The 15,003-nt window shown below is 63.8% G+C and carries 14 protein-coding genes; 2 read left to right on the top strand and 12 right to left on the bottom strand.

Annotated features, from left to right (window positions below; all coding sequences use genetic code 11):
- The first annotated feature begins 78 nt into the window (after positions 1-78).
- On the top strand, positions 79-2,154 hold the full coding sequence (gene ppk1 / locus THIARS_RS11920) for a polyphosphate kinase 1 (RefSeq protein ID WP_094161128.1): 2,076 nt from the start codon (positions 79-81) through the stop codon (positions 2,152-2,154).
- On the opposite strand, the gene phoR is transcribed toward ppk1, so the two are convergent.
- The 11 genes from phoR to THIARS_RS11865 all read right to left on the bottom strand — a co-directional run bounded on the left by phoR (position 2,124) and on the right by THIARS_RS11865 (position 13,978).
- Positions 2,124-3,488: a phosphate regulon sensor histidine kinase PhoR gene (phoR, locus tag THIARS_RS11915; RefSeq protein ID WP_245845902.1), complete on the bottom strand. Its 1,365-nt coding sequence runs from the start codon at positions 3,486-3,488 to the stop codon at positions 2,124-2,126. The genes ppk1 and phoR overlap by 31 nt on opposite strands.
- Positions 3,489-3,617: 129 nt before the next feature.
- A complete protein-coding gene (phoB, locus tag THIARS_RS11910) occupies positions 3,618-4,352 on the bottom strand; it encodes a phosphate regulon transcriptional regulator PhoB (protein ID WP_186436671.1) in 735 nt (244 codons plus the stop codon).
- 10 nt (positions 4,353-4,362) lie between these two features.
- Positions 4,363-5,067 (bottom strand): phosphate signaling complex protein PhoU, encoded by a 705-nt coding sequence (phoU, locus tag THIARS_RS11905; RefSeq protein ID WP_094161126.1) that lies wholly within the window; start codon positions 5,065-5,067, stop codon positions 4,363-4,365.
- A gap of 13 nt (positions 5,068-5,080) precedes the next feature.
- Positions 5,081-5,896 carry a phosphate ABC transporter ATP-binding protein PstB gene (gene pstB, locus THIARS_RS11900; RefSeq protein WP_094161125.1) on the bottom strand — a complete coding sequence of 272 codons (816 nt, stop codon included), beginning with the start codon at positions 5,894-5,896 and terminating at the stop codon, positions 5,081-5,083.
- A 31-nt stretch (positions 5,897-5,927) separates the two neighbouring features.
- Positions 5,928-6,776, bottom strand: a complete 849-nt coding sequence (pstA, locus tag THIARS_RS11895; protein WP_094161124.1) for a phosphate ABC transporter permease PstA — start codon at positions 6,774-6,776, stop codon at positions 5,928-5,930.
- Positions 6,773-7,780: a phosphate ABC transporter permease subunit PstC gene (gene pstC / locus THIARS_RS11890; RefSeq protein ID WP_094161123.1), complete on the bottom strand. Its 1,008-nt coding sequence runs from the start codon at positions 7,778-7,780 to the stop codon at positions 6,773-6,775. The genes pstA and pstC overlap by 4 nt, the downstream gene beginning before the upstream one ends.
- 25 nt (positions 7,781-7,805) lie before the next feature.
- Positions 7,806-8,846, bottom strand: a complete 1,041-nt coding sequence (pstS, locus tag THIARS_RS11885; protein WP_094161122.1) for a phosphate ABC transporter substrate-binding protein PstS — start codon at positions 8,844-8,846, stop codon at positions 7,806-7,808.
- Positions 8,847-8,964: 118 nt separating this feature from the next.
- Positions 8,965-10,281 (bottom strand): phosphoglucosamine mutase, encoded by a 1,317-nt coding sequence (gene glmM, locus THIARS_RS11880; protein ID WP_094161121.1) that lies wholly within the window; start codon positions 10,279-10,281, stop codon positions 8,965-8,967.
- 78 nt (positions 10,282-10,359) lie between these two features.
- On the bottom strand, positions 10,360-11,187 hold the full coding sequence (folP, locus tag THIARS_RS11875) for a dihydropteroate synthase (protein ID WP_425444261.1): 828 nt from the start codon (positions 11,185-11,187) through the stop codon (positions 10,360-10,362).
- A 70-nt stretch (positions 11,188-11,257) separates the two neighbouring features.
- On the bottom strand, positions 11,258-13,156 hold the full coding sequence (gene ftsH, locus THIARS_RS11870) for an ATP-dependent zinc metalloprotease FtsH (RefSeq protein ID WP_094161119.1): 1,899 nt from the start codon (positions 13,154-13,156) through the stop codon (positions 11,258-11,260).
- Positions 13,157-13,324: 168 nt separating this feature from the next.
- On the bottom strand, positions 13,325-13,978 hold the full coding sequence (locus THIARS_RS11865) for an RlmE family RNA methyltransferase (protein WP_094162107.1): 654 nt from the start codon (positions 13,976-13,978) through the stop codon (positions 13,325-13,327).
- 79 nt (positions 13,979-14,057) lie between these two features.
- Here THIARS_RS11865 and THIARS_RS11860 point away from each other — a divergent pair, with 79 nt between their 5' ends.
- Positions 14,058-14,537 carry a YhbY family RNA-binding protein gene (locus THIARS_RS11860; protein ID WP_094161118.1) on the top strand — a complete coding sequence of 160 codons (480 nt, stop codon included), beginning with the start codon at positions 14,058-14,060 and terminating at the stop codon, positions 14,535-14,537.
- 17 nt (positions 14,538-14,554) lie between these two features.
- On the opposite strand, the gene THIARS_RS11855 is transcribed toward THIARS_RS11860, so the two are convergent.
- Positions 14,555-14,989: a DUF4149 domain-containing protein gene (locus THIARS_RS11855; protein WP_094161117.1), complete on the bottom strand. Its 435-nt coding sequence runs from the start codon at positions 14,987-14,989 to the stop codon at positions 14,555-14,557.
- Positions 14,990-15,003 lie beyond the last annotated feature (14 nt).

Raw genomic sequence — 15,003 nt, 5'->3', positions numbered from 1 at the left:
TCCTAAACTTCGGCTGCACCGCTCCGGTGCCCGGCCCGCGTAGCATGGGCCCTGCCCAGCCAAGTCCACCCTCCAGACATGCCCGACCCCTTACCCCCTCGCCTGCTCAACCGCGAACTCGGCATTCTCGCCTTCAACCGGCGCGTCCTGGCACAAGCACAGGATCCGGCCATCCCTCCCCTGGAACGCCTGCGCTACCTGTGCATCGTCTCGTCGAACATGGACGAGTTTTTCGAAACGCGGGTGGCCCAGCTGCAGGACCTGCTCGAGCACGACATCAACAGCACAACCCCCGACGGGCTGCTCGTCGCGGATGCGCTCCAGCTCATCGCCGAGGACGCGCATGCGCTGGTGAGAGAGAAGTACCGTGTGCTGCAGGACGGCATCTACCCCTTGTTGCAATCGGTCGGAATCCGCTTCGCCACCAGCGGCCAATGGACCACGGCGCAGCAACGTTGGGCACGCGCGTACTTCGAGCGCGAAGTGCTGCCCGTGCTCACGCCGATCGGGCTCGACCCCGCCCACCCTTTTCCCAAGGTCCTCAACAAGAGCCTGAATTTCGCCGTCCTGCTCGACGGCACCGACGCCTTTGGGCGCAACGTGGACCTGGGCATCATCCAGGCGCCGCGCGCCCTGCCGCGGGTGCTGGCCATGCCTCAGGAACTGGGCGAGCACCGTTACACCTTCGTGCTGCTGTCGTCGCTGATGCAGGCTTTCGCCGGCGATCTGTTCCCGGGGCTGAAGGTTCTGGGCGTGCACCAGTTCCGCGTCACGCGCAACAGCGAACTGTTCGTCGACGACGATGAAATCACCAACCTGCGCACCGCCCTGCAAGGCGAGCTGCGCGCACGCCACTACGGCGACGCCGTACGCCTGGAAGTCGCCGCCGGCTGTCCGCAAGCCCTGGTGAACCGGCTGCTGCGCGAGAACGGGCTCAAGCCGGAGGACTGCTACCAGGTCGACGGCCCGGTCAATCTAGTGCGCCTGCAGGCCATCGTCGACATGGTGGCCGAGCCGACGCTGAAATACGCACCCCACACGCCGGCCCCCCTGCCCCATTGGCCCGGCGCCACGCCCGAGCTGTTCGAACGCATCCGTGCGGCCGACGTGCTCCTGCACCACCCCTACGACGCGTTCGCCCCGGTGGTGGATCTGGTGCGCACGGCCGCGCGCGACCCCGAGGTGCTGGCGATCAAACAGACCATCTACCGTGCGGGCACCGACTCGGCGCTGATGGAGGCGCTGATCGAAGCCGCGCGCAACGGCAAGGAAGTGACGGTGGTGCTGGAACTCATGGCGCGTCTTGACGAGGAAACCAACATCAACTGGGCCGCGCGCCTGGAAGCCGAAGGCGCGCACGTGGTGTACGGCGTGGTGGGCTTCAAGTGCCACGCCAAGATGCTGATGGTGGTGCGGCGCGAAAAGCTCGGCCGACGCGCGCCGCAGCTGCGGCGCTATGTGCACGTGAGCACGGGCAACTACCACATCCGCACGGCCAGCCACTACACGGACTTCGGGCTGATGACGGCCGATGAGGCCATCTGCACCGACGTCAACCAGGTGTTTCTGGAAATCACCGGGTCGTCCCAGTTCGCGCCCTTGCGCCGCCTGTGGCAATCGCCGTTCTCGCTGCTGGAGAATCTGCTCAAGGCCATACGCAACGAGGCGCGCCATGCCAGCGCCGGCAAGCGCGCGCGCATCTGGGCGCGGGTCAACGCCCTGCTCGAACCCTCGGTGATCGAGGAACTGTACAAGGCATCCAAGGCCGGCGTGGAAATCCGCCTTCTGGTGCGCGGCCCCTGCATGCTGCGCCCCGGGGTGCCCGGTTTGTCGGAAAACATCCGTGTGCGCTCCGTCATCGGCCGCTTCCTCGAGCACTCGCGGGTGTTCTACTTTTTCAACGATGGCAAACAGGACGTGTGGATTTCATCCGCGGACTGGATGGAACGCAATTTGTTCCGCCGCGTGGAGATCGCCACCCCGGTGCTGGACCCGCAGGCCAAGGCCAAGGTCATCGCCGAAGGGCTGAAGGTGCACTGGCGCTGCCCGGGCAATGCCTGGGACATGGATGCGCAAGGCCAGTGGAAGCGCCCACGCGGCGGCCGCACGCGCTGCGGCAGCCATCAGGCGCTGATCGACTCCCGATCGCCCTGAGGAGCGTCCGGCGCCGCCGGCGCCTTGGGCAGAACCAGGCGCTGCACCGGAAAGCGCACGCTGAAGGTGCTGCCAAGCCCGGGCTGGCTGCTGATGCGCAGTTCAGCCTGATGGCGCAGCAGAACATGCTTGACGATGGCCAAGCCGAGCCCGGTGCCGCCGGACTCGCGCGAGCGACCACGATCGACGCGGTAGAAGCGCTCGGTCAGGCGGGGGATATGCTCGGCGGCGATGCCGATGCCCGAATCGCTCACGCTGAACTCGGCCACGGGATCGCCGTAGTCCTGCTCGGTCACGCGCCAGGCGATGCGCACGTCTCCACCTGCCGGGGTGTAGCGCACGGCATTGCTCACGAGATTGGTGAAGGCGCTGACGAGCTCGGTCCGCGCGCCGCGAAGGTCGCCACCGTCCGCGCTTGCCTCGATGTGGTGACGCCCCCCCGACAGCGCGCGCGCGTCCGCCACCAGCCGATCGACCATCTGCCGCATGTTCAGCCTTTCCTCGGCGGGCTGGTGCGGGTCGCCCTCGAGATGGGCGAGGGTCAGCAAGTCCTCGACCAGATGCCGCATGCGGTCGGACTGTTCCTGCATCAGCCCGAGAATGCGCTCGCGTTCTTCGGCGGAAAAATCCAGTCCGCGCAAGGATTCGACAAACCCGGCGATGACCGTCAGCGGGGTCTTGATCTCGTGCGAGACATTGGCGACGAAGTCGCGCCGCATGGCCTCGGTACGCTCCACCTGGGTCACATCGCGCGACAGCAGGAGCTTCTTCCCATCGCCATAGGAAATCACCTGCACGCTCAGCAACAAGGAGCCGCGCGCGCCATTGCGACGCATCAGCAGCGGCTCGTCGAAGCGCTTGGCGCCCATATAGCCGAAGAACTCGGGGTTGCGAATCAGGTGTACGGCATGCTGCCGCAGATCGCGTTGCGGATCGAGGCCGAAATGCGCGGCGGCGGTGTCGTTGCACCAGTCGATCTGATCGCTCGCATCCATCAAGATCACGCCATTGGGCGAGGCCTGCAGTGCCTCGATGAAGCGCCTGAGCTTGTCTTCCTCGCGCGCCAGGCGCGTCTCCCAAAGCCGGAATTGGCGCGCGGTACGGTAGAACACCTCGGCCCAGACTCCACGCATGACGGGCACGTTGTCCAACTGCGGCCATTTCAGCCAGGCGAGCAGCCGAAGCTGGGCGGCGGTGTCTTGACCGATCACGCTCAAGGCCACGACGCTCGCCGCCAGAACGCCGGGCAGCGGCCCGGCCAGCCAGCCGACCAGCCCGGCAGCCGCGAGCATCAGGGTGACGACACCGATCAAGCGAAAAAAGACGGCACGCATCTGAAGTGGTGGGAAGGTGGCCGCGATCTGCCGCGAATGGGAGGAAGCAAGAACGCGCGGCAAGTCGGTCTGGGCAACCGCCTCAGAACTGGCGCCTGCGCGCGTGCACGGTCACGGGGTCCGCACGCATCAGGTGCCGCTCGCCGCGCTGAGCGCCGACGTGTTCTGGCGCAGGGTGAAGCGGTAACCGGCGCCGCGCACCGTTTCCACGAACTCGGAGCATTGCACGGGGGCCAGCGCCTCGCGCAGACGCTTGATATGGACATCGACCGTGCGCTCCTCGATGAAGACATGGTCGCCCCAGACCTTATCGAGAAGAGCCCCTCTGCTGTGCACCCGTTCGGGGTGGGTCATCATGTAATGCAGCAGCTTGAATTCGGTCGGGCCCAGACGGACCTCCAACTCGCTGCCGCCTTCGGCGTAAGTGACGCGGCGCGTGGAGGGGTCGACAGCCAGGCCGCCGATGCGGACCGGCTCGTCGGTGAGCTGCGGCGAGCGCCGGCGCAGCACGGCGCGAATGCGCGCCAGCAGTTCCTTGGGCGAGAACGGCTTGGTGATGTAGTCGTCGGCGCCGGCGTCGAGTCCGGCAATGGTGTCGGATTCTTCGCTGCGCGCCGTCAGCAGGATGAGCGGAATGCTGCGCGTGCGCGCGCCCTGCCGCAACTCGCGGGCCAGGGCCAGCCCGGACATGCCGGGCAACATCCAGTCGATCAGCATCACGTCGGGAAGCACATCGCGGATCAGGCGCAGCGCATCCTCGGCGCTGCCGGCGAGGATGGGACAATGCCCGGCATGGCGCAGGTTGACGGCCAGCAGTTCGGCAATCGCCGGCTCGTCTTCGACAATCAGGATATTGCTAGCCATGGTCATGTGCTCAGAGCGTGCTGGCCACCTCGTTGAAAGCGGCCTTGTTGTGTCGTACATCGGTGCCGCGCACCACGTAGATGACAAATTCGGCGATGTTCTTCGCGTGGTCGCCGATACGCTCGATGGCCTTCGCGATGAACACCAGATCCAGGCTGGACGAGATGTTGCGGGGGTCTTCCATCACATAGGTGATGAGCTTGCGCATGAAGGAGTCGAACTCGTCGTCGATTGCGCTATCGGCCGACACGATCTCCACGGCGGCCTTCTCGTCCAGGCGTGCGAATGCATCGAGCGCCTTGCGGATCTGCGCAATGGCGAGATCGGATTCGCGCGTGATCTCGTTGAACGAGATACCGAGGTTGGAACCGGCCTCGATCAGATCCCGCGCCATGCGCGCGATGCGGTCCGCTTCGTCGCCCACGCGCTCCAGGTTGGTGATGGTCTTGGAAATCGCCATCATCAGGCGCAGGTCGCGCGCCGTGGGCTGACGCTTGGCGATGATCTGCGTGACATCGGCGTCGATGTCGACTTCCATCTGGTTCACGCGCTTCTCGTTGAGCATCACGCCGCGCGCGGCTTCGATGTCGAAGTGGCGCAGAGCATAGACGGCCTGCCCGATTTGCGATTCGACCAGTCCGCCCATTTCAAGCACCTGGGTGGACAGTGCGCTGATCTCGGCGTCGAACTGCGTGGAAATATGCTTGTCGCCCATGGTTCTTCTCCGTTCAGCCGAAACGGCCGGTGATGTAATCCTCGGTTTCCTGGCGCTTGGGCTTGAGGAAGATCTGGTTGGTGTCGCCAAACTCCACCATCTCGCCCAGGTACATATAGGCGGTGTAATCCGACACGCGCGCCGCCTGTTGCATGTTGTGCGTGACGATGACCACGGTGTAGTCGCGCTTCAGCTCGGTCACCAGTTCCTCGACCTTGGCCGTGGAGATCGGGTCGAGGGCCGATGTCGGTTCGTCGAGCAGCAGAATCTCCGGCTTGATGGCGATGGCGCGCGCGATGCACAGGCGCTGCTGCTGCCCGCCCGACAAGCTGGCGCCGGACTGCGGCAGCTTGTCCTTGACCTCGTCCCACAAGCCGGCGCGCATCAGGCTGCCCTCGACGCGTTCGTCCATCTCGGCGCGATTGAGCTTTTCGTACAGGCGCACACCGAACGCGATGTTCTCGTAAATCGACATCGGGAACGGGGTTGGTTTCTGGAACACCATACCGATCTTGGCACGAATCAGCGAGACGTTCTTCCTGGTTGTCAGGATGTTCTCGCCATCCATCAGGATCTCACCTTCCGCGCGCTGGTCGGGGTAGAGCTCGTACATGCGATTGAACATACGCAGCAACGTGGATTTGCCACAACCTGAAGGGCCGATAAAGGCCGTAACCTGATGCTGTGGGATATCTAAATTAACGTTCTTGATCGCCTGGAACTTGCCGTAATAGAAGTTCAGGTTACGCGTCTTGATCTTGACGGAAGCTTCGGGGCGGGTCGCGTCGGATGCGACCTCCGGAATAGCGAAAGCGACTGGATTTTGCATTGGGACGATAGTGCGTGCGAATGACGGGCGGTTAGGTCTTAGGCCCGCCACGGCTGAGCAGCCAGCGCGAACCGAGGCTCAGTAGGAGAATGAAGACCACGGCGACCAGCGCCCCGGCCCACGCCATTTGCTGCCAATTGGCATAAGGACTCATGGCGAACTGGAAGATCACCATCGGCAGATTGGAAATGGGATGCCACAGGCTGGTGGAAAAATATTGATTGTTCAGGGCGGTGAAGAGCAGCGGTGCTGTTTCGCCGCTGATGCGCGCCACACCGAGAATCAGACCCGTCAGGATCCCGGTCGAGGCCGCCTTCCAGGTAATCCTGGTCACCAACTTCCAGTAGGGCGTGCCCAGCGCGATGGCGGCTTCACGCAAAGAGCCTGGAACCAGGCGCAGCATTTCATCCGTCGTTCGCACCACCACCGGAATCAGGATGAGGGCAAGCGCCACACCACCGGAGAGCGCGGAGAAGTGGTCAAGCGGATCGACCAGAATAGCGTAGGCGAACAAGCCGATCACGATGGACGGCGCGCTCAGCAAAATGTCGTTGAGAAACCGCACCACTGCCCCCAGCCTGTGCTTAACGGCGAACTCACCGAGCCAGGTCCCGGCGAGCACGCCAATGGGCGTTCCAATCGCAATGGCAACCCCCAGCAGAATCAAACTACCGACAAAGGCATTGCGCAAACCTCCGCCTACCCCTCCCGGAGGGGGCGTATCTTGCGTGAACAGTTGCAAATTGATCGCAGGAAGGCCGTAGCGCAGAGTAGTCCAGAGAATCCACAGCACCCAAAACACCCCGAACACGGTCATGAACACAGCGACCGTCATATTGAACCAATTGATGATCTGCCGTCTAGCGTAAAGCGAGATCATGTTTTCCTGCCCTCCACGCTGGTTTCCAATCGCAGGAGCAAAAGCTTGGCCAGCGCCAGGACGATGAAGGTGATCACGAACAGGATCAAGCCCAGCGCAAGCAGGGACGATTTATAGAGGTCGGTCGTCGCCTCGGTGAATTCATTGGCGATGACCGATGCGATCGAGCTTCCGGGCATCAGCAGGCTGGCGCTGAGGTTGTTGGCGTTGCCGATGATGAAGGTCACGGCCATCGTCTCGCCCAGGGCGCGACCCAGCCCGAGGAAAATGCCACCGGTCACCGCCGTGCGCGTGAAGGGAAGAATCACGTAGCGTGCGACCTCCCAGGTGGTCGAACCCAGCGCATACGCCGACTCTTTCAGCGACGGCGGAGTGATCATGAACACGTCGCGCATGATGGACGCGATGAAGGGGATGATCATGATGGCCAGCACGATGCCCGCCGTGAGCATGCCGATCCCCATCGGCGGGCCTTGAAACAGCACGCCAAGCCCCGGAATGGCGCCGAGATGGTCGTTGATCCAGGGTTCGATCTGGCCGAAACGTGGCGCGAACACCAGCAATCCCCACATGCCGTAGATGATGCTGGGTATCGCCGCGAGCAACTCGATGACGGCTGAAATCGGCCCGCGCAACCAGCGCGGCGACAGCTCGGAAATGAACAGGGCGATGCCGAAGCTCACCGGCACGGCGATCACCATGGCGATCAGCGAACTCACCAGCGTGCCGATGATGAAGACCAGCGCCCCATATTCATTGGTGACGGGGTCCCAGGTCGAGGTGATGAGGAATTTCCAGCCGAAGGTATGCAGGGCCTGCCAACCTTCGATGACCAGCGAGATCATGATGGCCACCAGCGTGGCCGCCACGACGAAGGCGACAAAACCCGTCAATTTTCGGAACAAAAAATCCGCCGAGAAGACCGTGGTCTTCCCGACGGATTCTTGTCCCGAAGCTGCGCGCAGTTCAACCGGATCGGTTGTCACAACTTCGGAACCACTCATGTCATGTCGACCTTCTTCGATTCAATCAAATGCCGAGGTTCTTCTTCCAGTAGGCCTTGATCGCATCCACAGTGCTGGTCGGCAGCGGACCGAAGGCGATGGATTCGGCCATGGACTGGCCATGCTCGAAACCCCAGTTGAAGAACTTGGTGACCTGCTCGTTGGTTTCCTTCGGAGCGGACTTGCTCAGGATCTGCCATGTGCAGCCGGAAATCGGCCAGGTGCCGGGACCGGGCTGGTCGGTCAGGATCACATAGAAGTCCTGCGCCTTGGTGAAGTCCACGTGGGCCGCGGCGTCCTGGAAGCCTTTCAGGCTCGGGCTGACGACCTTGCCGTCGCGGTTGATCATGCGGGCGTAGGTCAGCTTGTTTTCCAGGATGTAGGCGTACTCGACGTAGCCGATGGAGCCGGGAATGCGCTGCACATAGGCGGCGACACCCTCATTGCCCTTGCCGCCCACGCCGACGGGCCAGTTCAGGGAGGTGTTGGCGCCGATTTTTTCCTTCCACTCCGGGCTGACCTTGGACAGGTAGTCGGCAAAGGTGAAGGTGGTGCCCGAACCGTCCGAACGATGCACGACGGTGATGTCCATGTCGGGAAGCTTGACGCCGGGGTTCAGCTTGGCGATTTCAGGCGCGTTCCACTTCTTGATCTTGCCGAGATAAATGTCGGCGACCAGCGGGCCGCTCAGGATCAGCTCGCCCGGCTTGATGCCTGGCAGATTCATCACCATGTCTTCGCCGGCGATGGCGGTGGGGAACTGGATCAGACCGGCCTTCTGCAGGTCTTCCGGCTTCAAGGGCATGTCGCTGGCACCGAAGGCCACGGTACCGGCCTTGATCTGGGCGATGCCGCCGCCAGAGCCGATGCCCTGATAGTTGATCTTGTTGCCCGTCGCCTTTTCATAGGCGGCGGACCATTTGACGACCAGGGGGTAAACCCAGGTGCTCCCCGCGCCGGTCAGGCTTACGGCGGCGAAGGCGGATGCCATCACGCCAACGCCGACGGCGCCAGCTACTGCAACCGCCACGGCGGCCTTGGTAAACGATCGACGATTCAGACTCATGTGTCACTCTCCTAGGATGGAATAGGCTGTGGTTCTCGGCCACAACGGGCATCCTAGGCATGCATTGTGACAATCATATGACATCTGCTACATCGAATCGTCACGCTGGCACAGGAACTCAACGCAGCGCGTCGGCAAGCATTTGCGCCGACTGGTTGCCAATCAGTGGGTCCGCGTGCTCGACCATGATGCGCAGCACCGGCTCCGTCCCCGAAGGGCGAATGAGGACGCGCCCGCTGCCATTGATGCTGCCCTCCACCTGGGCGCGCGCCCGAGCGAATCCGGCATGGGTTTTCCAGTCGAGGCCGTCGGGTAGGCGGACGTTGAGCAGGGTCTGCGGGTAGAGGCGCACCGAGTGGAGTTGTTCGCCCAGCGTCCTGCCGGTGCGCACGACCAGTTCGAGCATTTGCAGGGCGGCGACGATGCCGTCGCCGGTGGTATGCCGGTCCAGCAGGAGGATGTGCCCGGAGCCCTCGCCGCCCAGCTGCCAGCCGCGCGCAAGCAACTCCTCGAGCACGTAGCGGTCGCCCACGGCGGCGCGCACGAAATCCATGCCCTGAGCCTGCAGGGCTTGTTCCACGGCGAGGTTGGTCATCAGCGTGCCGACCACGCCGGCGGGTCTGCGGTCCATCGCCAGGAGATAGAGCAGTTCGTCGCCGTTGAACAACCGTCCCTGGCCGTCGACGAGCTGCAGGCGATCGGCATCGCCATCGAGCGCGACGCCGTAATCGGCATGATTGGCGCGCACGGCCCGGATCAGCGCGTCCGGCGCGGTGGCGCCGACATCCTTGTTGATGTTGAAACCGTCGGGCTGCACGCCGATGGACACCACCTCGGCGCCGAGTTCGTGGAAGACCGATGGGGCGATGTGGTAGGCGGCGCCGTGCGCGCAATCGACCACCAGGCGCAGCCCCTTGAGCGTGAGATGACTGGGAAAGGTGCTCTTGCAGAACTCGATATAGCGACCCGCCGCGTCGTCCAGACGGCGCGCCTTGCCGAGCTGCTCGGACGGCACGCAGCCCTCGGCGTGCGGCAATTCGGCCTCGACCTCGGCCTCCCATGCGTCGGGAAGCTTGCTCCCGGCCGCGGAGAAAAACTTGATGCCGTTGTCGGCATACGGATTGTGCGATGCGCTGATGACGACACCCAGGTCCAGCCGCAAGGCTCTTGTGAGGTAGGCCACGCCAGGGGTGGGCAAGGGGCCGACCAAAACCACGTCGCACCCCGCGGCCGAAAACCCGCATTCCAGCGCGGCTTCCAGCATATAGCCGGACACGCGCGTGTCCTTGCCGATGAGCACGGCGGGCCGATCCACGCCCTGCTTGCGCAGCACGCGCCCGGCCGCGTGCCCCAGGCGCAAGCCGAACTCCGGGACGATGGGGCTCTGGCCCACGCGCCCGCGTACGCCATCGGTTCCGAAATACTGTCTGCTCATCGTTTCTCCATGGGTTTCTCGCAGCGCGACTGTAGGCGCTGACGCGCCAAGCTGCCAAGCCGCAAACAAGGGGCCGGATCAGCCCCGGACTGCAGTCCACACTTTTAGGGCGTCGACCGTCGCGGCGACGTCATGCACGCGAACGATCCGCGCCCCGGCCGCCACACAGGCGAGCGCCGCGGCCAGGCTGCCAGCGAGGCGCTCCTGCACCGGGCGCCCCGACGAGCCCCCGATCATGGACTTGCGCGACACGCCCACCAGGACCGGATAGCCATGCGCCACGATCTCGTCCAGATGGCGCGCCAATTCCAAATTGTGGCCCAGTGTCTTGCCGAAGCCGAAACCAGGGTCGATGCAGATGCGCGAGGCTGGCACGCCCAGGGCCAGCATGGCATCGGCACGCGCGCGCAGGAAATCGCCGACTTCGCGCACCACGTCGGCGTAGTGCGGCTGCTGCTGCATGGTCTGCGGCTCGCCTTGCATGTGCATCAGACAGATCCCGGCGCTGGATGAAGCGACCGCGTCTTCCGCGCCGGGCATGCGCAAGGCATCAATATCGTTGATGATGTCCACGCCCAGATCGAGCGCCAGGCGCATGGTGCGCGGCTTGTAGGTGTCGACCGAGATAGGCACGCCCCAGCGAACCACCTCTTGCAGCACGGGGCCGATACGCGCCCATTCCGCGTCTTGCGGCAGCGGCAAGGAACCCGGTCGCGTCGATTCGCCACCGACATCCAGGATGTCGGCCCCCGCCTCGACCAAGGTCTGGGCGTGGCGAATTGCGGCGCCGGGGTCGGCGTGCGCCCCGCCGTCGGAAAACGAGTCGGGCGTCACGTTGACGATGCCCATCACCAAAGGGCGGCCCAGATCGAGCTGGAAACGCCCGGCCGACCAAGTCGGGGACAAGGTGTTCATGTCAAGACCTCACAAGAAAACGGCCCGGTGGTCAACCGGGCCGTGGTCTGGGCGCAGCCCTTCAGGCGGCGGACGCGGAAGGCGCGTCGGCGGGCAGCCCGCTCGGACGTCCAGGCGCTGGCGGCTGGCCCGTGGTGGTTGCGCCAGGTGGCTTCGGCGGGCGCGGCGGGCGGCCGGACATGATGTCCTCGATCTGGTCGGCATCGATGGTTTCCCATTCGAGCAGGGCTTTGGCCATCGCGTGTATCTTGTCCTGGTTGTCCTCGATGAGCTTGCGCGCCAGGCTGTACTGCTCGTCGATGATGCGGCGGATCTCGCCATCGACCTTCTGCATGGTCTGCTCCGACACATGCGTGGTCTTGGTGATCGACCGGCCCAGGAACACCTCGCCCTCGTTCTCCGCATAGACCATCGGGCCGAGCGTTTCCGACATGCCGTAGCGCGTGACCATGTCGCGCGCCAGTTGCGTGGCGCGCTCGAAGTCGTTCGAGGCGCCGGTGGTCATCTGATGCATGAACACCTCCTCGGCAATGCGTCCGCCGAACAGCACGGAAATCATGCTGAGAATGCGGTCGCGGTCCATGCTGTAGCGGTCGTTTTCCGGCAGCTGCATGGTCAATCCCAGAGCGCGGCCGCGCGGGATGATGGTGACCTTGTGCACCGGATCGGTCTTGGGCAGCAGCTTGGCCACCAGCGCATGGCCGGACTCGTGGTAAGCGGTGTTGCGGCGCTCCTCCTCGGGCATGACCATGGACCGGCGCTCCGCGCCCATCATGATCTTGTCCTTCGCGCGCTCGAAGTCCTCCATCTCGACCAGGCGCCCGTTGCGGCGCGCGGCGAACAGCGAAGCCTCGTTCACGAGATTGGCCAGATCGGCGCCGGAAAAGCCGGGCGTGCCGCGCGCGAGGATGTCCGCCCGCACGTCGGGGCCGACCGGGGCCTTGCGCATATGCACCACCAGGATCTGCTCGCGGCCGCGGATATCGGGCAACTGGACGTACACCTGGCGGTCGAAACGGCCCGGGCGCAACAGGGCGGGGTCGAGAATGTCGGGACGGTTGGTGGCGGCGATCACGATCACGCCCAGATTGGTATCGAAGCCGTCCATCTCGACCAGCATCTGGTTGAGGGTTTGCTCCCGTTCGTCGTTGCCGCCGCCAAGCCCCGCCCCACGGTGCCGGCCGACGGCATCGATCTCATCGATGAAGATGATGCAGGGCGCATGCTTCTTGGCGGTCTCGAACATATCGCGCACCCGGGATGCGCCGACACCGACGAACATCTCGACGAAGTCCGAGCCTGAAATCGAGAAGAAGGGAACCTTGGCCTCGCCGGCCACGCTCTTGGCGAGCAAGGTCTTGCCCGTACCGGGAGGGCCCACCAGCAGCACGCCGCGCGGAATGCGGCCGCCGAGCTTCTGGAATTTCTGCGGGTCCTTGAGGAAGTCGACGAGTTCCTTGACCTCTTCCTTGGCTTCGTCGCAACCGGCGACATCGGCAAACGTCACCGTATTGCTCGACTCATCGAGCAGCCGCGCCTTCGATTTGCCGAAGCTGAAAGCCCCGCCGCGTCCGCCGCCCTGCATCTGGCGCATGAAGTAGACCCAGACGCCGATCAGCAGCAGCATGGGGAACCAGGAAATGAGAATTTGCATCAGGAAGGACTGCTCCTCCCGCGGCGCCCCAACCACCTGGACGCCATCCTTCAGCAGGTCGCCGACCATCCACAAGTCGCCGGGGGAACTCAGCGTGTAGCGGCGCCCCTCGGTCGTCGTCACGTCCAGCGTGCCGCTCTGGTGCACGATCACCTTCTTCACGCGGCCCTGCTTGGCTTCCTGCATGAACTGGGTGTAGCTCACCGTATCGGTGGGTGCCGTGCGGTCGAACTGCTTGAACACGGTGAAGAGCACGAGCCCGATCACCAGCCAGATTGCAACTTTGGAAAACCATTGATTGTTCAAGACAGACTCCTGGAGCCCCGACGTGGAGCAGACGACCGATGATTCAGCTACATCAATCTGCGTCCGATTCTAGGCGAATCAAGCCCTGCGCCCTCGATTCCCCGCAGTAGTCATACGCACGCCAAGGGAATGATTAGCTCTTAACTATGAAAAAATAATGGCGATAGTCTAGATTGTCGACTCGGCTGTCGACTTGGGCTGCAGGCCGAGGATGAAAACCTCCGCCGAACGGTCGCGCGAAGCCTTGGGCTTGATGGTCTTGACGGTTTTGAACTGCAGCTTGAAACGGTTGACGATCTGGCTGAAATACCCGGTGTGAAAGCTCTTGATCAGCAAAGCGCCGTCGGCCTTGAGCCAATTTTGCGCGAAATCCAGCGACAGGTCGGCCAGATGTTCGATGCGCGCCGCATCCGCGGACGCAATGCCCGAGAGGTTGGGCGCCATGTCCGACAGCACGACATCCACCCTTGCGCCGTGCAGCGCGGCCTCCAGCTGCGCCAGGGTGGCGGCCTCCCGGAAATCTCCCTGGATGAACTGCACGCCGTCCACCGGCTCCATCGGCAATAGATCCAGTGCGATCACCTTGCCTCGTATGGAACCATCCTCGCCAGCCAGTTTGCGCCCGAGATATTGAGACCATGCGCCGGGCGCGCTACCCAGATCGACGATCATCTGCCCCGGACGGATGAGCTTGTTCGCCTCGTCGATTTCCTTCAACTTGTAGACGGCACGCGAACGAAAGTTTTCCTTTTGCGCCAATTTGACAAAGGGGTCGTGCAGGTGCTCGTTGAGCCAGGCTTTCTTGAAACGGTTCTTTTTCATGGTGTTGCGCAATGCGCGGATTCAGTGGATCGTTTGCAAGCAAGGGGCGCAACGGGCGCGAAAGACGGATAATTCAACAATGACCTCCTTGCTCCTCTCCCCCGCCGACCGCAGCGCCAAACGCGCGCAGGCCCATTCCCTCAAACCGACGGTGCTGATCGGAGACCAGGGCCTGACCGATGCGGTCATGGCCGAAATCGACCGTGCGCTCACGGCCCATGGCCTGATCAAGGTCCGCGTCGCGTCGGACGACCGCGAGGCTCGCGCCGCCATGATGGACGGCATCTGCGAAAACCTGGGCGCCGCCCCGGTGCAGAACATCGGCAAGATTCTGGTCGTGTTCCGTCCCATTCCCGCCGAGTCCGCCGATGCTCCTGCCAGCAAGGTCCGAGGCGCCGCGCCCAAGCAAGTCAAGGTTGTCGTGCCATCCTCCAGTCCCACGCACCGCGCCCGCATCAAGCGCGTGACGGTCCTTGGCAACGAGCGCCTCACCGCCACGGGCAAGGTCAAGCGGGCCAAGCCGCGCCAGTCAAGCATCAAGAAAATACGCTTGGGTTGACCGAACCTGCGCAAGGCTTAGCGCCCCTGCCGCGCAGCTGCGGCGGCCAGGGTCCAGACATAGGCGAAAACGCAAATGGCCTGCAGCAGATAGACCAAACTGGCTACGGCATGCCACATTCCCGCGCTGGCCGCATGGGCCGCCGCGGCGGATAACAACTGCGGCACCACGACGAACTCGCCCAGCACGGTGAAGAACAAGCCGCCAAGGACCAGAAAAAACGGCGTGGATACCGCCAGCGGCCGGGCATGCGCCCGCTCCAGCACCATCAGCAAACCACCGAGCGCCACGGCAGCCAGAGCCATGACATAGAACATGCGGCTGGCCACCGCAGCGGCCAACATCTTGTCGGGTATGACGGCGAATGCTGTGGGTGCGCCGATAAGCCCCACCGCGGCAAGCCCGCCCAACCACAAGGCGGCAAGAATCCAGCGCGCGCGCAGACTACTCATGCCAACCTCCCGCG

Origin of the sequence: Thiomonas delicata (assembly GCF_900088825.1) — a bacterium.
GTDB lineage: Bacteria > Pseudomonadota > Gammaproteobacteria > Burkholderiales > Burkholderiaceae_C > Thiomonas_A > Thiomonas_A delicata.
This window is presented reverse-complemented; position numbering and strand designations above follow the sequence as displayed.

Excerpts from the sequence above, each read along its gene's own strand:
- ppk1 (WP_094161128.1), top strand. The coding sequence starts at position 79 with ATGCCCGACCCCTTACCCCCTCGCCTGCTCAACCGCGAACTCGGCATT.
- phoR (WP_245845902.1), bottom strand. The coding sequence starts at position 3,488 with ATGCGTGCCGTCTTTTTTCGCTTGATCGGTGTCGTCACCCTGATGCTC.
- phoB (WP_186436671.1), bottom strand. The coding sequence starts at position 4,352 with ATGGCTAGCAATATCCTGATTGTCGAAGACGAGCCGGCGATTGCCGAA.
- phoU (WP_094161126.1), bottom strand. The coding sequence starts at position 5,067 with ATGGGCGACAAGCATATTTCCACGCAGTTCGACGCCGAGATCAGCGCA.
- pstB (WP_094161125.1), bottom strand. The coding sequence starts at position 5,896 with ATGCAAAATCCAGTCGCTTTCGCTATTCCGGAGGTCGCATCCGACGCG.
- pstA (WP_094161124.1), bottom strand. The coding sequence starts at position 6,776 with ATGATCTCGCTTTACGCTAGACGGCAGATCATCAATTGGTTCAATATG.
- pstC (WP_094161123.1), bottom strand. The coding sequence starts at position 7,780 with ATGAGTGGTTCCGAAGTTGTGACAACCGATCCGGTTGAACTGCGCGCA.
- pstS (WP_094161122.1), bottom strand. The coding sequence starts at position 8,846 with ATGAGTCTGAATCGTCGATCGTTTACCAAGGCCGCCGTGGCGGTTGCA.
- glmM (WP_094161121.1), bottom strand. The coding sequence starts at position 10,281 with ATGAGCAGACAGTATTTCGGAACCGATGGCGTACGCGGGCGCGTGGGC.
- THIARS_RS11865 (WP_094162107.1), bottom strand. The coding sequence starts at position 13,978 with ATGAAAAAGAACCGTTTCAAGAAAGCCTGGCTCAACGAGCACCTGCAC.
- THIARS_RS11860 (WP_094161118.1), top strand. The coding sequence starts at position 14,058 with ATGACCTCCTTGCTCCTCTCCCCCGCCGACCGCAGCGCCAAACGCGCG.
- THIARS_RS11855 (WP_094161117.1), bottom strand. The coding sequence starts at position 14,989 with ATGAGTAGTCTGCGCGCGCGCTGGATTCTTGCCGCCTTGTGGTTGGGC.